Annotated in this window: 16 protein-coding genes; 13 read left to right on the forward strand and 3 right to left on the reverse strand. The window is 61.3% G+C overall.

Annotated elements, in window-relative coordinates:
• Positions 1-9: 9 nt before the first annotated feature.
• From ACUXUR_RS20005 to ACUXUR_RS20030, 6 genes are all read left to right on the forward strand, one after another.
• Positions 10-1191, forward strand: a complete 1182-nt coding sequence (locus tag ACUXUR_RS20005; protein WP_445504116.1) for an ABC transporter substrate-binding protein — start codon at positions 10-12, stop codon at positions 1189-1191.
• 5 nt (positions 1192-1196) lie between these two features.
• Positions 1197-2006: an ABC transporter ATP-binding protein gene (locus tag ACUXUR_RS20010; RefSeq protein WP_445504117.1), complete on the forward strand. Its 810-nt coding sequence runs from the start codon at positions 1197-1199 to the stop codon at positions 2004-2006.
• A gap of 8 nt (positions 2007-2014) precedes the next feature.
• Complete coding sequence (locus ACUXUR_RS20015) at positions 2015-3847, forward strand: AMP-dependent synthetase/ligase (protein WP_445504118.1); 1833 nt, start codon at positions 2015-2017, stop codon at positions 3845-3847.
• Between the two features lie 27 nt (positions 3848-3874).
• Positions 3875-5056 carry a beta-ketothiolase BktB gene (gene bktB / locus ACUXUR_RS20020; protein WP_445504119.1) on the forward strand — a complete coding sequence of 394 codons (1182 nt, stop codon included), beginning with the start codon at positions 3875-3877 and terminating at the stop codon, positions 5054-5056.
• 95 nt (positions 5057-5151) lie between these two features.
• Positions 5152-5871 carry a TetR/AcrR family transcriptional regulator gene (locus ACUXUR_RS20025; protein WP_445504120.1) on the forward strand — a complete coding sequence of 240 codons (720 nt, stop codon included), beginning with the start codon at positions 5152-5154 and terminating at the stop codon, positions 5869-5871.
• 33 nt (positions 5872-5904) lie between these two features.
• On the forward strand, positions 5905-6591 hold the full coding sequence (locus ACUXUR_RS20030; protein WP_445504121.1) for a transglutaminase-like domain-containing protein: 687 nt from the start codon (positions 5905-5907) through the stop codon (positions 6589-6591).
• Between the two features lie 13 nt (positions 6592-6604).
• Here the strand turns inward: ACUXUR_RS20030 and ACUXUR_RS20035 are convergent, their stop codons facing one another.
• The 3 genes from ACUXUR_RS20035 to ACUXUR_RS20045 all read right to left on the reverse strand — a co-directional run bounded on the left by ACUXUR_RS20035 (position 6605) and on the right by ACUXUR_RS20045 (position 12793).
• Positions 6605-8956: a 3-hydroxyacyl-CoA dehydrogenase/enoyl-CoA hydratase family protein gene (locus ACUXUR_RS20035; protein WP_445504122.1), complete on the reverse strand. Its 2352-nt coding sequence runs from the start codon at positions 8954-8956 to the stop codon at positions 6605-6607.
• A 414-nt stretch (positions 8957-9370) separates the two neighbouring features.
• Positions 9371-10666 carry an L-rhamnose catabolism isomerase gene (gene rhaI / locus ACUXUR_RS20040; RefSeq protein ID WP_445504123.1) on the reverse strand — a complete coding sequence of 432 codons (1296 nt, stop codon included), beginning with the start codon at positions 10664-10666 and terminating at the stop codon, positions 9371-9373.
• A gap of 21 nt (positions 10667-10687) precedes the next feature.
• Positions 10688-12793 (reverse strand): bifunctional rhamnulose-1-phosphate aldolase/short-chain dehydrogenase, encoded by a 2106-nt coding sequence (locus ACUXUR_RS20045; protein ID WP_445504124.1) that lies wholly within the window; start codon positions 12791-12793, stop codon positions 10688-10690.
• A gap of 247 nt (positions 12794-13040) precedes the next feature.
• On the opposite strand from ACUXUR_RS20045, the gene ACUXUR_RS20050 reads away from it, so the two are divergent.
• The 7 genes from ACUXUR_RS20050 (at position 13041) to ACUXUR_RS20080 (ending at position 20247) form a co-directional block, all read left to right on the forward strand.
• The gene (locus tag ACUXUR_RS20050) at positions 13041-13853 is read left to right on the forward strand and encodes a DeoR/GlpR family DNA-binding transcription regulator (RefSeq protein WP_445504125.1); all 813 of its coding nucleotides are present in this window, start codon (positions 13041-13043) and stop codon (positions 13851-13853) included.
• A 36-nt stretch (positions 13854-13889) separates the two neighbouring features.
• A complete protein-coding gene (rhaS, locus tag ACUXUR_RS20055; protein ID WP_445504126.1) occupies positions 13890-14885 on the forward strand; it encodes a rhamnose ABC transporter substrate-binding protein in 996 nt (331 codons plus the stop codon).
• 74 nt (positions 14886-14959) lie between these two features.
• A complete protein-coding gene (locus tag ACUXUR_RS20060) occupies positions 14960-16477 on the forward strand; it encodes a sugar ABC transporter ATP-binding protein (protein WP_445504127.1) in 1518 nt (505 codons plus the stop codon).
• Positions 16478-16493: 16 nt separating this feature from the next.
• Positions 16494-17513: an ABC transporter permease gene (locus tag ACUXUR_RS20065; RefSeq protein ID WP_445504128.1), complete on the forward strand. Its 1020-nt coding sequence runs from the start codon at positions 16494-16496 to the stop codon at positions 17511-17513.
• Entirely contained in the window at positions 17510-18556 is a 1047-nt protein-coding gene (locus tag ACUXUR_RS20070; protein ID WP_445504129.1) for an ABC transporter permease, read from the forward strand. Before ACUXUR_RS20065 ends, ACUXUR_RS20070 begins: the two co-directional genes overlap by 4 nt.
• Positions 18553-18876 (forward strand): L-rhamnose mutarotase, encoded by a 324-nt coding sequence (gene rhaM, locus ACUXUR_RS20075; RefSeq protein WP_445504130.1) that lies wholly within the window; start codon positions 18553-18555, stop codon positions 18874-18876. The genes ACUXUR_RS20070 and rhaM overlap by 4 nt, the downstream gene beginning before the upstream one ends.
• A gap of 3 nt (positions 18877-18879) precedes the next feature.
• Positions 18880-20247 (forward strand): FGGY-family carbohydrate kinase, encoded by a 1368-nt coding sequence (locus tag ACUXUR_RS20080; RefSeq protein ID WP_445504131.1) that lies wholly within the window; start codon positions 18880-18882, stop codon positions 20245-20247.
• The last annotated feature ends 2 nt before the right edge of the window (positions 20248-20249 follow it).

Consider the following 20249-nt stretch of genomic DNA (forward strand, 5'->3'; position numbering starts at 1 on the left):
GGAAATCACATGAAACTCACGTTCTCGCGGAGAAGTCTTATAGGAGCGGCGATGGCCGGACTTGCGCTCGGCGCGGTCGAAGCCAGGGCTCAAGGACAGAACGGGGAGATCGTCCTCGGCGGATCGATCCCGCTCACCGGCGTCTTCGCCTTCGCAGGCATCGGCATTCATGCGGGCATTCAGGACTACCTGAAGATCGTCAATGATGCTGGCGGCATCAAAGGCCGCAAGATCAAGTACGTGGCCGAAGATACCGGCTACAAGGTCGATGCTTCGGTAGCGGCCTTCAACAAGATCACCGGCCAGGAGAAGGTCTCGCTCTATTACGGCGACTCCACGGGCTTCGCGAAGACGATCAATCCTGAGCTCGAACGCAAGGGCACGATGATCATGGCCGGCGCTTCCTTCGCGTCGGAGCTGAACGACCCGAAGAAGTTCCCGCTGCAGTTCCTGCCGGGCCCGGACTACACGGAGATGTTCGGCATCCTCATGCGCCACATCGCCAAGGAAAAGCCGGGAGCGAGCATCGCCTTCGTCTATTCCGACACCGAATTCGGGCGCGATCCCATCGCACCGGGCGAAAAGCTCGCCACGGAACTCGGGCTGAAGGTGGTCGAAAAGATCGTGACGCCGCCGGGCAGCGTTGACGTGTCCACGGAAGTGCTGAAGCTGCGCCGCGCGCGGCCCGACTACACGATTTTCCATGGCTACGTACTCGCGCCGATCCCGGAATTCATCCAGCAGGCGAAGCAGATGGGCATGCAGAGCCGCTTCATGGGCACCTTCTGGTCCATGGATAATTCCATGGTGGAGAAGATGGGCGAGGCGGCCGACGGCTTCATGGGGGTGATGCCCTACCGCTACTACTATGACAAGGAGGGCACCGCGCCGATGCTGGACAAGATTCGGCAGATGCGGCCCGAGTATCAGTCCACGGCCTATATGCAGGGCTTCGTGACGGCGATGCTGATGACGGAAGCGGTGAAGCGCACCCTCGATGCTGGCAAGGAGCTGACGGGTGCAAACATGAAGGCCTCGCTCAACTCCATCAAGGACTTCGACACGGGCGGCATCTTCGGTGTTCCGATCTCCATCCCCGGCAATTCCGTGCCGGTCGGCCGCATCTATCGCTTCGATGCCAAACAGAAGCAGATGCTCCCGGCCTCCGATTGGATCCAGCTCGGAAAGTAGAGCCCATGGACGCGGAGATCCTCTTGAGCGTCAACAATGTCGAGGTCGTCTATAACCGGACGATCCAGGTTCTCCGCGGCCTGTCCCTGCAGGTCCCGAAGGGCGAGATCGTCGCTCTTCTGGGCTCGAACGGAGCGGGCAAGTCGACCACGCTCAAGGCGGTTTCGAATTTGCTTGAACTGGAGGACGGAGCCGTCACCGCAGGCCGGATCGAGTTCGACGGAGCGGATATCGCGACACTCACGCCGCACGGTCTCGTGCGGCGTGGCCTGTTTCATGTAATGGAGGGGCGCCGCATCTTCGAGGATCTGACGGTAGAGGAAAACCTCACCGCCGCCACCTTCTCGCTCTCCGGACGCGGCCTGCCGATCACGCCATTCGATCTCGTCTATTCCTATTTTCCGCGTCTCTACGAACGCCGGAAGGGGCTTGCCGGCTATCTCTCCGGCGGCGAACAGCAGATGCTCGCGATCGGCCGGGCGCTGATCTCGAAGCCGAAGCTCATTCTTCTCGACGAGCCCTCGCTCGGCCTGTCGCCGAAGCTCGTGGAGGAAATCTTCACCATCATCGCGCGCATCAACGCGGAGCAGAGCGTCTCCATGCTGCTCGTTGAACAGAATGCCGCCGTCGCCTTCTCTGTCGCGAGCTACGGCTACATCATGGAAATGGGCAAGGTCGTCATCGACGGGCCGGTGGAACGGCTCGTCAAGGATCAGGACGTGCAGGAGTTTTATCTCGGCCTAGGCGGAGGCGGGACCCACAAGAGCTATCGGGATGTGAAGCATTACAAGCGCCGCAAGCGCTGGCTGTCATGAGGACCACGATGCCGCAAGTTCTCGACCGCGACAGCATGACCCTTCCGCAGCTCCTGCGGGATAATGCCCAACGCATGCCCGACCGCATTGCCCTGAGGCAGAAGGATTTCGGCATTTGGCAGCCGATCACGTGGGCCGATTACTATAATCGGGCGCGGCATTTCGGACTGGGGCTCGCGTCATTGGGTCTGGAGCTGCGCGGGCATGTGGCCATTCTGTCGGAGAACCGGGCCGAATGGGTGATTGCCCAGCTTGGCACTGGTCTCGTGGGCGGCGTGACCATCGGTGTCTATGCCACAAGTCCGGCCAACGAGGTCTCATATGTTCTGGGCCATTCGGACGCGGAGGTGGTGGTCTGCGAAGATCAGGAACAGACCGACAAGGTGCTCGAGTGCCTGGAGGAGCTGCCGAGGCTCAGGCGCATCGTGGTGATCGACCCGAAAGGCCTGCGTCACTATGAGAACGACAAGCTCTCGACATTCAAAGGGGTTCTCGAAAAGGGCGCTTCTTACGAAAAGGACCGTCCGGACCTAATCGACGCATGCCTCGCTGGGCAAAGCCTCACCGATATCGGGCTCATCGTCTACACGTCCGGCTCAACCGGAAAGCCGAAGGGCGCGATGCTCAGCTATCGCAACATGCGTGCGCAGGCTGCTGGCGTGATCGAGCGGCTCGGTTATACGGAGGATACCACTAACCTGTCGTATCTGCCGCTGTGCCATGTGGCCGAGCAGATGCTGACGGTGATGGCGCCCCTCCAGGCCGGTTCTTGCGTGAGTTTCGGCGAATCCATCCGCACTGTCCAAGAGGATCTGCGCGAGATCGCGCCAACCTTGTTCCTCGGCGTGCCTCGGATCTGGGAGAAGCTGCATTCGGCCATCCATATCAAGATGATCGAGGCCAAGGGCTTTCGCCGCAGGCTCTATGAAAAAGCAGTCTCCCTATGCGAACCCTTCGCCGAGAAGGCAGCCGCCGACCGCAGCTTACGTGAGAAGCTAGTGTTCGGGATTTGCTATCTCCTGGTCTTCCGGGCGCTGCAGAATTTCATCGGCCTGCGGCGAGCCAGAGTGGCGCTCACCGGTGCGGCGCCGATTTCCTCCCTAATCGTCCGTTTCTTCCGCACGCTCGGGATCCCGCTCATCGAAGTCTATGGCCTGACCGAGACTTCCGGCATGGTCACGGGGCAGCGGCTCGACGCTCTCCTGCCGGGTGCCGTCGGTCCGGCGGTTCATGGAGCAGAGGTCGATATTGGCCTAGATGGAGAACTGCTCGTGCGCGGCGATATGGTCTTCGAGGGCTATTACCGCAATGAGGAAGCGACCCGCGCATCGATCCGTGACGGATGGCTGCACACGGGCGACGTGGCCAGGATCGAGGCCGGTCAGGTCAAGATCGTGGATCGGCTCAAGGACATCATGATCACTGCCGGCGGAAAGAACCTCAGCCCGTCCGAGATCGAGAATACGGTCAAGAGCAGCGCCTTCATCAAGGAGTGCATCGTCATAGCCGAGGGGCGCCGTTACCCGGCTGCATTGATCCAGATCGATGCGGAAACCGTCGGCAAGTGGGCAGAGGAAAACCGGGTGCCCTTCACGAACTACAAGAGCCTCGCGGAGAACGGGCGCGTGCGCGAGCTGATCGATGCGGAGGTCGAGCGGGCCAATAGGCAGCTCGCACCCGTGGCACAGATCAAGAAATTCCATCTCCTCACGAAGGAGCTGGATCACGACGACGATGAAGTCACCGCCACCATGAAGGTCCGGCGCGCGAACATCTACCGGAAATATGCCGCCGAGATCGAAGGGCTCTACAGAGAGGCGCCCGCTGTGGCGGCTGAATAAGACAAGCAGGTTCGAGGAGTTTTCAGGATGGCACGCAGCGTCGTCATCGCATCGGGAGTCAGGACCGCCATCGGCACGTTCGGCGGCATGTTGTCCAACCATTCGCCCACCCAGCTCGGTGCGCTCTGCGTGGCAGAGGCGCTGAAGCGAGCCAGGCTCGAAGGCGTCGATGTGGATCACGTGGTGTTCGGCAACGTGATCATCACCGAGCCGAAGGATGCCTATCTCGGCCGTGTCGCGGCCATCGAGGGCGGCATTCCTATCGAGGTGCCGGCGATGACCGTGAACCGCCTGTGCGGCAGCGGTGTCCAATCCATCGTGTCGGCTGCACAATCCATCATGCTTGGCGACTCGGAGGTAGCTGTGGCGGGTGGCGCGGAGGCGATGAGCCGCTCGCCGCACCTGTTGCATACCGCGCGCTTCGGTCAGCGGATGGGGGACGCCTTGGTCGTGGATCACCTGACCGGTATCCTCACCGATCCGTTCGGCAACGGCATCATGGGCATCACGGCGGAGAACGTTGCATCCAAGTGGCAGATTTCCCGCGACAGCCAGGATTCATTTGCAGCGGAAAGCCAGCGTCGTGCTGCAGTCGCGATCAAGGAAGGACGCTTCAAGGATCAGATCCTTCCGGTCGAAGTGCGAAAGGGGCGGGAGATCGTTTCCTTCGATACCGACGAGCATCCCAAAGGCGAAACGACCCGCGAGAGCCTGTCGTCCCTGCGTCCCGTCTTCCGAAAGGACGGAACGGTGACGGCCGGCAATGCTTCCGGCATCAACGATGGCGCGGCCGCTGTCGTTTTGATGGAGGAGGGCCGGGCGGGGCGCGAAGGACGGAATGTGCTCGCCCGGATCGTCGGCTACGCGCATGCTGGCGTGGAGCCTGGTGAGATGGGCATCGGACCGGTTCCGGCCGTCCGCAACCTCCTTGAGAGGACAGGAATGAAGATCAGCGACTTCGATGTCATCGAGTCTAATGAGGCCTTCGCGGCCCAAGCCTGCGCCGTGGCGAACGAACTCGGCTTCGACCCCGAGCGCGTCAATCCGAACGGGGGAGCTATTGCCCTCGGTCATCCGGTAGGAGCTACTGGTACTATCCTCACCGTCAAGACGGCTTACGAGCTCGCCCGAACGGGTGGGCGCTACGGCCTGATCACCATGTGCATCGGTGGCGGCCAAGGCATCGCATTGGCAATCGAGAGAGCCTAAAGGACATGAAATGAGCGGCACGCCTGCCCTGGACGTCCTGCCGAGCGGCCTTTACATGGGCGGGCGGTGACGCCCCCTTATCACTTAGGAACCCAATGACGGCATCCCCTTGGAAAAAGCCCGCCGACCGGCAGAAGGAGCGCGAAGTCAAGCGCGATGCCGTGCTGCGTGCTGCCGCTCAGGCTTTCAATGAAAACGGCTTCCACAAGACTTCCCTGGACGATGTGGCCGAGCGCCTGAACGTCACGAAGCCGACGATCTACTACTACGTCAAGAACAAGGATCAGATCCTGTTCGAATGCGTCCGCATCGGCCTGGAAATGCTGGAGGATGCCTCGGCCCAGATCGAGGGAACCAATGCCACCGGCCTCAGCAAGCTGATCGCGCTCTGGCGGGTCTATGTACAGATCGTCACCGAAGACTTCGGCCGCTGCCTGATCCTCGTGGGCGAGGATCCGCTTCCGCCGGGCACGCGCAAGGAGCTGCGTGCGTTGAAAGGGCGGATCGACAAGCGGTTCCGCTCCGTCATCGCGGAGGGTATCGAGGACGGCTCCATCCGCCCTTGCGATCCGAAGATCGCGGCCTTCGCCGCCGCGGGTGCGTTGAGCTGGATCGCGCGCTGGTACGACCCGCGTGGGCCGCTCAATCCGCAGGAACTCGCGGACCAGATGATCGACCTGCTCGTCAACGGTGTTGTTGGTGGTGCTGGTCAGACGAGAAGAAGGACAGCCGGTAAGGCTGGGATGAGGCTCGCTACTGCGAATGCACCTGCCTCACCCAAACAACCTCGGAAATCCGCCAGCCGGGCTTCCTGACGGCTCTTGTCTCGGGAGGAGAGGAACCGCGCGATGAACGCAACCGAACAGCGTCTTTATCTCAGCCCGGCCGAATATGTGGATAGTGATCACGCTGCGATCCGGGAACACGCCGAGAGGCTGACCGTTGGGCTTGTCTTGGACGCCGAGCGTGCGAAGGTGCTGTATGAAGCGGTGCGCGACGAAATCCGCTACGATCCCTATGTGGACTACACCGACCACGGGAGCTTCCGGGCGAGCAGCGTTCTGGCGGTGGGGCGCGGCTATTGTGTCGGCAAGGCCGCTCTTTACGCCGCGCTTTGCCGCGCTGCCGGAATTCCGGCGCGTATTGGCTTATCCGATGTGCGCAACCATCTCTCGACGCCGCGTCTGCTGGAGGCCGTCGGCACCGACGTGTTTTCGTATCACGGCTATGTCGAGGTTCATCTCGGCGGACGCTGGCTGAAGGCGACGCCGACCTTCAATGCGAGCCTCTGCGCCAAGCTCGGCGTCGAGCCGCTCGCCTTCGATGGCACACGCGATGCCTTATTCCAACCTTTCGATGGAGAAGGGCGGGTGTTCATGGATTACGTCGTCAATCACGGCACGTTCTTTGACGTGCCTGCGAAGTTTCTCATGGGTGAGATGGCGCGGCTCTATCCGGCTCTTTGCAGGCCCGGAGGCTATCGAGGGCAGAATATGGACGATGAGGCCGGAGCATCGACAGCTCCGGTCTCCTGAAATAACACGCAGGTCAATTGCGCAGCGGCTTGCCGGTTGCCAGCATGTGCTCGATGCGCTCCCGCGTGGCCTGCATCTTCGCGAGAGCGATCACCGCCTCACGCTCCAATGTCAGCACGTCCGCCTCGGACGCGGCGCCGCTTCTGCTGTTCGAGCCTGTGAGAACAGAGGCGAGAGACTCGGCAACTGCCATATCGGTTTCAGTGAAGCGAAGGGCTTCTCGGCGCTGCTCGATAGGATTCATGAGCATGCGCTTGCCGGACGGACCGGCCAGCACAATCGTCGAGCGGTTGGGCGCATGGTATCCGGCATTCGCCATCGACGCTGCGCGCCGGATCGCCGCGCCGAGCAGGTGATCGCGGTTCATGACGATGCCATCTTTTGAGCACAGCAATCTTCTGTCCCAGGCATCGAGAGCCGAGGACGAGGGGTTTCCGGTGAGGATAGTCTCGAATGCCGTTGTCGCGACAGAAACAGGATCGCCTGCATTCTTGGCTCGCTCCTGCCCGCGCAACAGGAGCTGCGTGCATCCTCCCCAGCCTGGCACGATGCCCACTTTCGTCTCCGGAAGTCCTGCGGCCAACTCCGCGTGAGCGACAACAGCATCGCAATGAAGCATCAGCTCGCACCCGCCGCCGAGCGCGAGTCCGGCTGAGGCAGCCACGACGGGGAAGGGCGCATATTTCATCCGCAGGAAGAGGTCTTGCCCCCTTGAGAGAAAGGCCTCCAGCACAGCCCAATCTTCCTTGCGCACGAGATCGACGAAATACGACAGATCAGCGCCCGCCGAGAAGGCGCGCGGGTTGTCGTTGCCGATAACGAGACCATGAAACTCGGCGGCTACCTTGTCGAGGCTTGCCTCCAGCGCATCGAACACGGCAGGGGTCAGGCTGTTCATTTTCGTATGGACTTCAAGGCAGACTATGCCGTCGCCGGCATCCCAGAGCGAGGCTCCTTCGTTCCCGAGAATTTTCAGCCGGCGTGACTTGAGGCCCGCCAATGTGAGAAGGCCGGTCTTGTTCGTCGGCAGCGCGCATGTGCCATCGGTGCGCAGCGCCAATCCTGTGTTCTTGTCGTAGAAGCCCTCGTTATGGATAGCAGAAGCAAGAAGGGAGGGTACGGCTTGCCCGTCCTGAAGTAAGCGTTCCACGAGCATTGCCAGACCGCAACGTTCGGCAAGCTTGAACGGACCTTCGCGCCAAGCATAGCCGAGTTCCATGGCTGCGTCGATGGCTGCAACGTCTTTCGCAATCTCCGGGCCGACATGAGCTGTATAGGCGACGAGGCGGGACAACACCCGCCAAGCGTAGAGACCGCGAGGATCACTTGCTTGCAGAAGGGCCGCAGGATCGCGGCCCTTACCAGGTAGCGAAGCGGCGTCGACCGGCGCCTCGGGGCGATACAGACCTGACGAGAGATCCAGCACTTCACGCGATCTGTCGGCATTGACCCTGTAGAAGCCGCCCTTGGCTTTTCGACCCAGCTGTCCTGCCGCGATCATGCCCTGGACGATCTGATCCGCAGGAAGATCATAGGCGTGGATGCCGTCGGAAGCGGGCAGGGCGCTCATGAGGCTGCCCCACACATGCGGGATAAGATCGATACCGATGAGGTCGAGCAGTCCGAAAGCGCCGGTGCGCGGCATGCCTAAAGCCGCCATCACCGTATCCGCCTCCTCAACGGTCAGACCCAGGCTCTTCGCTTCGAGGGCAGCCACGGCCAGCCAGTAGCAGCCGATGCGATTGGCGATGAAGCCCGGCGTGTCGTGGCAATCGACGACGGTTTTTCCGAGAATGACTTCCGACGCCGCCTTCGCGCGCGACACCAGATCGGTTGAGTTCTCTGGGGAGCTGACGATCTCGACGAGCCGCATGATGCGCGGCGGATTGAAGAAATGCGTAATCAGGAAGTCGGCCGCGAACGAGTCCTTGAGTTCTGCAATCAGGTCTGAACGGGGAATCGTGGAGGTGTTGGAGGAAACGATCGACCCCTTTTTCCTGACGCTGTCGATCTTGCGGTAAAGATCGCGTTTCACATCGAGCTTCTCGACAACGGCCTCGATGATCCAGTCGGCTTCTGACAGGCGTTGAAGATCATCATCGATATTGCCGGCATGGACGAGTTTGGCAGCATCAGGATGCATGAAGCCGTTCGCCTTCAGCTGACGTGCGATTCCTGCCTCAGCTGGGCTGTTGGGAGACGAGTCCGGTCCTCGAATGTCGAGCAGATCCACGGGAATGCCGGCATTCGCAAATTGTGCGGCGATACCGGATCCCATGGATCCCGCGCCGATGACGGCGGCACGCACAATGCCGGTTCCTTGGACGCCGATGATGGAAGGAGAGGAAGAGGAGAGGGCGTTCATTATGTCTCCCAGATATGGACGGCCCCATCGGAGCTCTGATCTTCAGGGCAGCGCACCAATCCCTGTGCCGCCGGTCACCCGGGAGCTACAAAGGACTTGGGTGCCCCTTTTCGGTTGTGAACCGGGAACGAGGTCGCCCCTGTCCTTTGCAGATCACGTTATATGCGCAGTATTATTCCTACTGCTAAGTAGAGTCTGTCAACACATCCTCTAGCGCGGACGCCAGATGCGGCTTGCCTCGGCGGCATCATAGCCTCGCTCCGAAAAGTACTCTTCAAGGCAGACGAATGGCGCAATGCTGCCCGAGCCGGAATTTCGACCATTATCAGCGAATGTGCATGAGACCACAAAACAGAAGACCCGGGTTGTTGCCCGGGCCTATAAGAACCATTCCTGACCTGCTGATATACAACCTCAGACGATGCCGCCACTGCCTCCAGCGACTGCAGGGCGCTCCTTGCCCACCTTCTCGCGATAGCCGCTCGCCCGATAGGCCGCGATGGGATCGATGGCGCCGCCGGCCTTCAGGCGAGCCATGGCGAGGATCGGCTCCACATCGGTGCGGAAGGCAAGTTTTAGCGTCTCGGATGCCATGAGCGCATCGTTGGCTTCCTGATAGCTCTCCAGCGCTCTCCGGTCCACGATCAGCGCCTGCGCATAGGCGCGGCGAATTTCGTTGGCGCTGCGGATCAGGCTTTCGATCGGGTCCGTCACATTGTGCGACTGGTCGATCATGTGAGTGGGGTGAAAATCCTCCGCCCTTCGGTGCGCGGCATCCACCAGCTCGTTGAAGACGAGGAACAGACGATAGGGATCGATGGAGCCCGCATCGAGATCGTCGTCACCGTACTTCGAGTCGTTGAAGTGGAACCCGCCGAGCTTCTTGAACTGAATCAGGCGGGCGACGATCATCTCGATATTGACGTTCGGCGCATGGTGGCCGAGGTCCACAAGGCAATAGGCTTTCTCGCCGAGCTCTGTGGCTATCAGGTAGTTGGTGCCCCAATCCTGCACGACGGTCGAGTAGAAGGCCGGCTCGTACATCTTGTGCTCGGAGAAGATGCGCCAGTCGTTTGGAAGCCGTTTGTAGATCGCCTTCATGGAGGCGAGGTAACGCTCGAAGCTCCGGGTGAAGTTCGTCTGGCCCGGGAAGTTCGAGCCGTCGCCGATCCAGACTGTCAGCGCCTTGGATCCGATGGCCTCGCCGATCTCGATGCATTCGATATTGTGCTCGATAGCCTGCTGGCGTGTCGCCGCATCCGTGTGGCTGAGAGAGCCATACTTGTAGCTGTGCTCCTGTCCGGGCGCATCGGAGAAGGTGTTGGAATTCATGGCGTCGAAGCCGAGACCCAGCGCATCCGCACGGGTCTTCAGCTGACGCGGATCATCCACCTTGTCCCATGGGATATGCAAGGATACGGTCGGCGTGGCCTGCGTCAGCTGGTGGATGACCGCGCAATCATCGAGCTTGTCGAAGATGTTGCGAGGCTCGCCGATGCCTGGAAAACGGGCGAAACGGGTTCCGCCCGTGCCGACACCCCAGGAGGGGACGGCCACGAAGAACGTCCCGACCTTTTCCGTGATCGCATCGATATCGATGCCGTCGCGGGAGAGTTTTGCCCCGAGAGCATCGTAATCGGCCTTCAGAGCGCTTGAGCGCTTCTCGTTATCGGTAGCAATGATGTCGGCCCGGATTTTCTGTTCTGACATGGTTTCCTCCCCGGCCTGATCTTAACGCGTGAACGACATGGCGTTGCCGGCATCCACATTGATGATGTTGCCAGTGGACTTTGCCGAAGCGTCGGAGGCGAGGAAGTAGATGGCTTCCGCGATGTCTTCCGGAAAGACGTTCAGCTTCAGCAGGGAGCGCTTACGGTAATGCTCCTCAAGCTCGTCGACGGCGAGCTTCGACGAGGCTGCACGCTGCTCACGCCATTCGCCCGACCAGATCTTGGACCCGCGCAGCACCGCATCCGGGTTGACCGTGTTGACGCGAATACCGGCCTCCGCGCCTTCGAGCGCCAAGCAGCGGGCGAGGTGGATCTCGGCGGCCTTCGCCGTGCAATAGGCCGACGCGTTCGGCGAGGAGGCGAGGCCGTTCTTGGACGCCACGAAGACGATGTTGCCCCCGAGCTTCTGGCGGCGGAACAGGCGGAAGGCCTCGCGGGAGACGAGGAAATAGCCGGTCGCCAGGATGTCGATGTTCCTGTTCCACATGGCGAGATCGGTGTCCTCGACGGGAGCCGAGGAGGCGATGCCAGCATTGGACACCAGAATATCGATGCCGCCGAACTCGACCGACGCCTCGATGAAGGAGGAAAGAACCTCGCTCTCGCTCGTGACGTTGAGCTTCATGCCGCGCACCACGTCCTGGCCGAAGCGCTTGCTGAAATCGTCGACCGTGCCGTCGAGAGATTCCTGATCAATATCGGCCAGAACCACGCAGGCGCCCTCGGCCATCAGCCGCTCGGCCGTGGCGCGTCCGATGCCGCCCGCGCCGCCGGTGATGAAGGCCACGCGGCCCGCAAGGCTCTTCGGCTTGGGCATGCGCTGGAGCTTCGCCTCTTCGAGCAGCCAGTATTCGATGTCGAATGCCTCCTGCTCGGGCAGGCCTTGGTATTGGGAGACCGAGGAGGCGCCGCGCATCACGTTGATGGCATTCACATAAAACTCGCTGGCGATGCGGGCCGTGGCCTTGTCGCGGGCGAAGGAGAGCATGCCGACGCCGGGGATCAGGAAGATCACCGGATTCGGATCGCGCATCTTCGGACTGTTCGGATGCTTGCTCTGCTCGTAGTAGCGCGTGTAGTCGGCGCGATAGGCCTCCAACGCCGCGTCGAGGTTGGCGACCACGGCGTCAATGTTCGGCGATCCGGGGTCGAAGTCCAGCACGAGCGGCCGAATCTTGGTGCGTAGGAAGTGATCCGGGCAGCTGGTGCCGAGATGAGCCAGCGGCTTGAGGTCGGCGGAATTGACGAATTCGAGCACCGCGTCCTGATCGTCGAAGTGTCCGAGCTTGCGCTCAGCCTGGCCGATCTTGCCGCGGATTTCGGGCATCAGGCGAGCCGCGATCTTGCGGCGCTCCTCGCGGGAAAGGCTCGTGGTCACTGCGCCGCCGAAGGCCGGCTTGCCGGACGTTTCTTTCGCGAACCATGCGATGGCCTGATTGATGATGCGAAGCGTCAGCTCGTAGCAATCCTTCGCGTTGTCGGCCCAGGTGAACAGGCCGTGGCTTTCGAGCACGACGCCCTTGGCGTGGGGATTGGCCTTGGCGAAAGCCTCCAGATCGAGACCGAGCTGGAAGCCGGGGCGACGCCAGGGGAGCCAGCCGATCTCGTCGCCGAAGATTTCCTGCGTGAGTTCGCGCGAGTTCTTGGAGGCTGCAATCGCGATGATCGCATCCGGATGCATGTGGTCGACATGCTTGTAGGGCAGGAAGCCGTGCAGAGGCGTATCGATGGAGGCTGCGCGCGTGTTCAGGTTGAAGGTCGCGTGGGGCAGGAAGCCGACCATGCGGTCCTCGTCCTCGACGCCCTTGTAGAGGGACTTCAGCGAGAGCAGCTTGTCCATGTACAGGGTCGCGAAACCGTCGAGCTTGATGGTGCCGACATCGCCGCCGGAGCCTTTCACCCAGAGAACCTCGACCTTCTCCCCCGTAAGGGGATCGGTTTCCATCACCTTGGCCGAGGTGTTGCCGCCGCCATAGTTCGTAATGCGCTTGTCGGCGCCGAGCAGATTGGAGCGGTAGAGAAGCAGGCCGGGCTCGTCGAGGCTGGCCGCCTTCGCGTCATCCCACTTGTTGTCGAGCAGCTCCACGGTTTGCGTCGCAGTATCCACGTTGTTCTCCTGCCAAGCTGAAAGTGGGCTCACGGTGCCTCACGTTGAGGCAAAGAGCATTGGCGAGGCCTCCTATCTTGTCAACCAAAACCGTTCAAAATCGATCATAACTGATCATAATACGAAGGGATAAGATTGGAAATGATTGACGATGCTCCAAATCTCCGGGACGTTAGGATTGATTTTTAAGCGGATTTGATGGCCTCTTAGTGATCTTGCTTGGTTCTAGGGCGCTCTGTGAGGAATAATGCACGAACGTGAAAGGCATCGGATCATTCTCAGCCTCGTTCAGGAGAGGCCGGTCGCGACCATCCAGGATCTGATGGAGCTGACGGAAGCCTCCGAGGCAACGATCCGCCGAGACATCGCGGCCCTTCATGTCCAGGGACGCCTCCGCCGCGTGCGCGGCGGGGCGGAAGCTCTTCACCCGCAGCAGATCAGTCCGCTGGCCGCAAAGCCCTTCCGGATTTCCGAAGGCGAAAACGCCGCCAAGAAACGCGCCGTCGCCCGCGAGGCAGTGGCCCTCTGTCATGATGGTGACGCCATCATCATCAATGGCGGAACGACCACCTTCCAGATGGTGCATTATCTGACTGCCCGCCGGATGCAGGTCTTCACCAATTCCTTCGCGATTGCCGAGCACCTCATCAAGCATTCCAAAAACCAGGTGATGCTGCCGGGTGGCTCTGTCTATCGCGATCAGAGCATCATTCTCTCGCCCTTTGACAACGACGTGACGCGCAACTTCTATGCGCGGCGCATGTTCATGGGCGCTCAAGGCGTCGGCCCCCTTGGCGTGATGGAGCAGGATGCCCTGATCATTCAAGCCGAGCAGAAGCTCATCAACCAAGCCGATGAGCTGGTACTGATGGTGGATTCCACCAAGTTCCAGCGCCGCTCCAGTCTCATTCTCTGCCCGCTCAATCGTGTCTCTACGCTGATCACCGACGATGGCATTCCGGACACGGCCAGGGGGATGATCGAGGAGGCGGGCATCAAGCTGATCGTTGCCAATGTCTCGGCAGCTGAGCAGCCAACGGAATCCTCATCGGCAGCGTGAAGTCTGCCGGAGGTGTTTACAAGGGAGGAAGAAAACATGAAATTATTCGCGAAACTCGCTGTCGGGACCGCGCTGGGCCTCGCCCTTCTCACGGGCGCCGCAAGCGCCGAAAACATCAAGATCGGTCTCGTCGTGAAGTCCCTCGGCAACGGCTTCTTCGAGGCGGCCAACAAGGGCGCTCAGGAAGCGGCGAAAGAGCTCGGCGGCGTCGACATCATCTATACAGGCCCCACCACCACGACCGCCGAAGGCCAGATCGAAGTCATCAATGCCCTGATTGCCCAGAAGGTCGATGCGATCGCGGTTTCCGCCAACGATCCGGATGCGCTCGTTCCGGCGCTGAAGAAGGCGGCACAGCGCGGCATCAAGGTGATCTCCTGGGATTCCGGCGTCAACAAGGACGGTCGCATTCTTCACCTCAATCCGTCGTCGAACGAGCTCATCGGCAATATGTGCCTGAAGCTCGCAGCCGATCACCTGCCGGGCGGCAAGGGCGACTTCGCCATCCTGTCGGCCACCTCGACCTCGACGAACCAGAACACCTGGATTGCCGAGATGAAGAAGCAGCTTCCGAAATATCCGGGGCTGAACCTCGTCACGACCGTCTATGGCGATGACCTGGCCGACAAGAGCTATCGCGAAGCCCAGGGCCTTCTCACCTCCCACCCGAACGTGAAGGTGATCGTTGCTCCGACGACCGTTGGTGTGCTCGCGGCCTCGCAGGCTGTGAAGGATGCCGGCAAGATCGGCCAAGTCTACGTGACCGGCCTCGGCCTGCCGTCCGAGATGGCGGGTGCGGTCCACTCGGGCGCAACCAAGCAGTTCGCGATCTGGAACCCGATTGATCTCGGTTACTCCGCGACGCAGATCGCCTATCGCCTCGTCAAGAAGGAGACCGACGGCAAGCCGGGTTCGGAGATCAATGTCGGCCGCATGGGCAAGATCAAGGTCGGCGACAATGGTGAAGCCGCCATGGCCGATCCCTTCGTCTATGACGCGAAGAACGTCGACGAATTCGCCAAGATCTTCTGATCTCGACATTCTCAGAGCAAGGCGCGGGTCGCTCGCGCCTTCCTCGCTCACGTTGGCTCGCGGCGGGAGTTCCCATGTCTGTCGTACAAGCGGTTGCTCAAGATCCAACTCCGCTTCTGGAGATGCGCGGCATCTCCAAGTCGTTTCCTGGCGTCAAGGCGCTCGATCACGTCGATGTCGCGCTCTACCCGGGAACCGTGACGGCGCTGATCGGCGAGAACGGCGCGGGCAAATCTACCCTCGTCAAGATTCTGACGGGCATCTACCAGCCTGATAACGGTGAGATTATCGTTGATGGTACGCCCGTGCGCTTCGCGGACGCAGAAGCCGCCATTCGCAGCGGCATCACGGCGATCCATCAGGAAACCGTGCTGTTCGACGAACTCTCCGTCGCGGAAAATATCTTTCTTGGGCATGCGCCTCGCAACCGGTGGGGGCTCGTCAACTGGTCTGCCATGAACGCGCGGGCAGCGGCCCTGCTGACCTCCATCGATGCGCCGATCAGCCCCTATACGCGGCTGAAGGATCTTTCCATCGCGCAGCGCCACCTCGTCGCCATTGCGCGCGCCCTGTCCGTCGAGGCCCGTGTCGTCATCATGGACGAGCCGACGGCGGCGCTGTCCTATAAGGAGGTGGAGGATCTCTTCCGAATCATCGACAGGCTGAAGCGGCAGGGGAAGGCGATCCTCTTCATCAGCCACAAGTTCGAGGAAGTCTATGAGATCGCCGAGCGTTTCGTGGTCTTCCGGGATGGGCGCTCGATCGGTGCCGGATTGCTGGCGCAAACCAGCCAGGACGAGATCGTGCGCATGATGGTCGGCCGCTCGGTCGATCACGTGTTTCCCAAAACAGAAGTCGCCATCGGCAGCACCGTTCTGAAGGTTTCCGGATATTCTCACCCGACGGAATTCGACAGCATTTCGTTCGAGCTTCGCCTCGGTGAAATCCTCGGTCTTTATGGTCTCGTCGGGGCTGGGCGCTCGGAATTCTGTCAGTCACTCTTCGGCATCACCCGTCCGAGTGCGGGATCCCTCGAGCTGGAAGGGCGCCCTATCGAGATCCGCTCTCCATCGGATGCCATTGCGGTCGGTATCGTCTATGTGCCGGAAGAGCGCGGTCGTCATGGCGCCGTGCTTCAGATGCCGATCTTCCAGAACTTCTCCATGGCCACCTTGGCCAAGACCACGCGGGCGGGTTTCCTCCGGCAGGCCGAGGAATTCGCCCTGGCGCGCAAGTATGCGGAGCGGCTCGACCTTCGCGCAGCCGCCTTGTCGGTCCCGGTCGGCACCCTGTCCGGCGGCAATCAGCAGAAGGTCGTCATCGGCAAGTGGCTCGCCACCAAGCCGAAGGTGATCATTCTGGACGAGCCGACGAAGGGGATCGATATCGGCTCCAAGGCGGCGGTTCATGCCTTCATGAGCGAACTCGCGAGCGAGGGTCTGAGCGTGATCATGGTGTCGTCCGAGTTGCCCGAAATCCTCGGCATGTCGGACCGGGTGATGGTGATGCGCGAGGGGCGCATGGCTGGGATCTGGAACCGCGAGGGACTCGGCGCCGAGACGCTGGTGCGCGCCGCCACCGGCAACGAGTGATGGGAAGAGAGACGCGATGAGCCGTATTCTGAAGTACCGCGAACTCTTGCTGGTGGCGATCATCATCGTGCTGGTCGCTGCCTTCTCCTATCGTGCACCGGGCTTCGCTTCGCCCAAGAGCCTCGCGAACATCTTCAACGACACCTCGATCCTGATCATTCTGGCGCTTGGTCAGATGGCTGTGATCCTCACCAAATCCATCGACCTTTCCGTCGCCGCCAATCTGTCCTTCACCGGCATGGCGGTTGCGATGCTCAATGCCGCTTATCCCGGCATTCCGCTGCCGCTCCTGATCCTGGCGGCGCTCGCCATTGGAGCCATTCTCGGCGCCATCAACGGCCTCATGGTGTGGAAGATCGGCATTCCCGCCATCGTGGCGACCCTCGGCACGCTCACGATCTATCGCGGCATGGCCTTCGTGCTCTCGGGCGGTGCCTGGGTCAACCAGACCCAGATGACGCCGGTCTTCCTCAACACGCCGCGCATGCCCGTGCTCGGACTTCCCTTGCTCGGCTGGACGGCCATCCTCGTGATCGCCGTCATCGCCATCGTTTTCACGCGCACGGTCTTCGGGCGGTCCCTTTATGCTTCCGGCGGAAACCCCACCGCAGCGCTTTATGCCGGCGTCGACGTCGGTCGCACGAAATTCTTCGCCTTCGTGCTGTCCGGCGCGTTGGCGGGGCTCTGCGGCTATCTCTGGGTGTCACGCTATGCGGTCGCCTATGTGGATATCGCCGCCGGCTTCGAACTCGACACGGTTGCAGCCTGCGTGATCGGCGGAATTTCCACCCTTGGCGGTATCGGCTCCGTTGGCGGTGCTGTTTTGGGCGCGCTCTTCCTCGGGGTCATCAAGAATGCGCTTCCGGTGATCAACATCTCGCCGTTCTGGCAGATGGCGATTTCGGGTTTCGTGATCATCATCGCCGTTCTCTTCAATGCCCGTCAGGAGCGCCGCAAGGGCCGTCTCATCCTGCGCGATGCCGCCAAGCGCCGCCCATCCCGGATCGAGGCCCCTGTTGAAGGAGCAGCCGCATGAGCATCATGACCGCCGACAAACAGCCCGTGCGCCATATCCCCGACAAGCTCTCAACCCCTCTCGGGCGGATTCTGGGAAGTTGGGAGACGCTGCTCGCCGCAGTCGCCATCGCGATCTTCATCGCCAACTCGCTGGCGTCGCCGCACTTCCTCGATCCGTGGAACCTGTCGGACGCCACCTACAACTTCACCGAGAAGGCCATGATCGCCTTCGCGATGACGCTGCTGATTATCTCAGGGGAAATCGACCTGTCGGTTGCGGCGATCATCGCGCTTGCCTCCACCGCCATGGGAGCCGCCGCCCAGGCCGGGTTCCAGACACCGGCGCTGGTCGGCATCGGGCTCTGCGTCGGTCTTCTGTGCGGTGCGTTCAACGGATTGCTGGTGGCGCGCATCGGTTTGCCTTCCATCGTGGTGACCATCGGCACCATGAGCCTGTTCCGCGGCATCGCGCAGATCGTTCTCGGCGATCAGGCCTATGGCGGCTATCCGGCGAGCTTCGCCTGGTTCGGCCAGGGCTATATGTCGGATTTCTCCTGGTGGCCCACGCTTCCAGGATTCGAGGTCGTGACCTTCGAAATGGTGGCCTTCGTGCTCTTCGCCGTTGCCTTCGGCATCCTGCTGCACCGGACGACTTTCGGGCGCTGGATCTATGCCATCGGCAACAACGCCTTTGCGGCGCAGTTTTCCGGCATTCCCGTCCAGCGCACGAAATTCATCCTGTTTCTTCTGACAGGTGTGATGAGCGGCTTTGCCGCCGTTTGCCTCACCTCGCGCCTTGGCTCGACCCGGCACACCATCGCCGCAGGCTGGGAACTCGAGGCCATCACCATGGCGGTGCTTGGCGGGGTGAGCATTCTGGGCGGCTCCGGCACCATTCTGGGCGTGGTGCTTGCAGCCATCGTCATGGGCCTCGTCACCTTCGGATTGGGCCTGCTCAATGTGCCCGGAATCGTCATGTCCATCTTCATCGGCCTGCTGCTGATTCTCGTGATCGCGCTGCCGATCGTCTTCCGCCGCATCCGTTCGAAAGCCGCCGCATGAGCACGAAAGAAAAATACGCGTTCAAGATGCAGCTCAATCCCGGAATGGAGGAGGAATATCGCCGCCGCCATGACGAGATCTGGCCCGAGTTGGTGGAGCTTCTAAAGAATGCGGGCGTCGAGGATTATTCGATCCATCTCGACCGGGAGACCAACATCCTCTTCGCCGTGCTTTGGCGGCCCGTGAGCCACAACATGGCCGATCTGCCTAGCCATCCCGTGATGAAGCGCTGGTGGGCCTACATGGCCGATATCATGGCAACGAACCCGGACAATTCGCCGGTGGAGAAGCCGCTCGCCACCGTCTTCCATATGGTCTGACCCATGAATGTCGCAGTGCTCGATGTCGGCAAGACGAACGTCAAGGCCGTTGTCGTCGATGTGACGGCCGGGCGGGAGCTTGCGGCCCGCACGATGCCGAACAGGGTGCTGACGGACGGCCTCTATCCCCATTTCGACGTGGATGGGATCTTCGCGTTCTTTCTAGAATCCCTGAGAGAGCTCAATGCCGAGTTCGGCTTCGAGGCCATTTCTATCACAGCCCATGGTGCGAGCAGTGCGCTTCTCGGCGAGGACGGCTTGGCATTGCCGGTTCTGGACTACGAGTTCCGTTATCCGGCAGAGATCGATAAGGCTTATGATGCGATCAGGCCGTCGTTCCGGGAGACCTTCTCACCCCGCTTGCCCGGCGGGCTCAATCTCGGCGCGCAGCTTCATTATCAGAAAACCACCTTTCCGGATGCGTTCAGAAAGGTACGGAGGATCGTTACTTATCCGCAATATTGGGGCTGGCGGCTCACGGGTGTTGCGGCGACCGAGGTCACGTCGCTCGGCTGCCACACGGATCTCTGGCTGCCGCGCGTCGGCATGTTCTCCAGCCTCGTCGACAGCCTTGGGATCGCCGGTAAGTTGGCGCCCGTCAGGAAACCGGCCGACCTGCTGGGATATGTCACCGACGAGATTGCAGGCAGGATCGGGCTGACGCGTGCCGTGCCGGTCTATTGCGGCATTCACGATTCCAATGCGTCTCTTCTGCCGCATCTCCTTCAACGGGAGGCGCCTTTCGCGGTGGTGTCGACAGGCACCTGGGTCGTGCTTTTCGCCGTGGGCGGGGATCTCGATCATCTCGATTCCGAGCGCGACACGCTGGCGAACGTCGATGCTCTCGGCCGTGCCGTGCCCTCAGCCCGGTTCATGGGAGGGCGCGAGTTCGAGATCCTGACGGGAGGGCAGGGGACGGCGACCCCGGAGGCTGTGGCACGTGTCGTGGAAGAAGGCATTTTCCTGACGCCGAGCGTCGTCCCGGGATGCGGGCCTTATCCTCATGCGGAGCACCGCATCGTGAATGCGCCCGAGGGGCTCGACGCGGACGAGACCTATGTGGCCGCCTCCCTGTATGCCGCCCTGATGACGAGAACCTGCCTGGATCTTACCGGCGCGGCTGGCCCCATTGTCGTGGAAGGACCTTTCGCCCGAAACGAGTTCTATATCGAGGCCCTGGCCAAGGCGAGCGGACGTCAGGTGATCGCCGTCTCCGGATCGACAGGAACGAGCGTCGGTGCGGCTCTTCTGGCTTCCGACCTCTCTGCGGCGATAGCCGCTCAGGCGGAAGAACACGCTGTTACTTTCTGGCTCCCTGAGAGCTATCAGCGATATTGCCGGGATTGGGATCGGCTTGTGCAGGCTGGCTGAAC

The organism is Microvirga medicaginis (assembly GCF_052658925.1).

Excerpts from the sequence above, each read along its gene's own strand:
- ACUXUR_RS20005 (WP_445504116.1), top strand. The coding sequence starts at position 10 with ATGAAACTCACGTTCTCGCGGAGAAGTCTTATAGGAGCGGCGATGGCC.
- ACUXUR_RS20010 (WP_445504117.1), top strand. The coding sequence starts at position 1,197 with ATGGACGCGGAGATCCTCTTGAGCGTCAACAATGTCGAGGTCGTCTAT.
- ACUXUR_RS20015 (WP_445504118.1), top strand. The coding sequence starts at position 2,015 with ATGCCGCAAGTTCTCGACCGCGACAGCATGACCCTTCCGCAGCTCCTG.
- bktB (WP_445504119.1), top strand. The coding sequence starts at position 3,875 with ATGGCACGCAGCGTCGTCATCGCATCGGGAGTCAGGACCGCCATCGGC.
- ACUXUR_RS20025 (WP_445504120.1), top strand. The coding sequence starts at position 5,152 with ATGACGGCATCCCCTTGGAAAAAGCCCGCCGACCGGCAGAAGGAGCGC.
- ACUXUR_RS20030 (WP_445504121.1), top strand. The coding sequence starts at position 5,905 with ATGAACGCAACCGAACAGCGTCTTTATCTCAGCCCGGCCGAATATGTG.
- ACUXUR_RS20035 (WP_445504122.1), bottom strand. The coding sequence starts at position 8,956 with ATGAACGCCCTCTCCTCTTCCTCTCCTTCCATCATCGGCGTCCAAGGA.
- rhaI (WP_445504123.1), bottom strand. The coding sequence starts at position 10,666 with ATGTCAGAACAGAAAATCCGGGCCGACATCATTGCTACCGATAACGAG.
- ACUXUR_RS20050 (WP_445504125.1), top strand. The coding sequence starts at position 13,041 with ATGCACGAACGTGAAAGGCATCGGATCATTCTCAGCCTCGTTCAGGAG.
- rhaS (WP_445504126.1), top strand. The coding sequence starts at position 13,890 with ATGAAATTATTCGCGAAACTCGCTGTCGGGACCGCGCTGGGCCTCGCC.
- ACUXUR_RS20060 (WP_445504127.1), top strand. The coding sequence starts at position 14,960 with ATGTCTGTCGTACAAGCGGTTGCTCAAGATCCAACTCCGCTTCTGGAG.
- ACUXUR_RS20065 (WP_445504128.1), top strand. The coding sequence starts at position 16,494 with ATGAGCCGTATTCTGAAGTACCGCGAACTCTTGCTGGTGGCGATCATC.
- ACUXUR_RS20070 (WP_445504129.1), top strand. The coding sequence starts at position 17,510 with ATGAGCATCATGACCGCCGACAAACAGCCCGTGCGCCATATCCCCGAC.
- rhaM (WP_445504130.1), top strand. The coding sequence starts at position 18,553 with ATGAGCACGAAAGAAAAATACGCGTTCAAGATGCAGCTCAATCCCGGA.
- ACUXUR_RS20080 (WP_445504131.1), top strand. The coding sequence starts at position 18,880 with ATGAATGTCGCAGTGCTCGATGTCGGCAAGACGAACGTCAAGGCCGTT.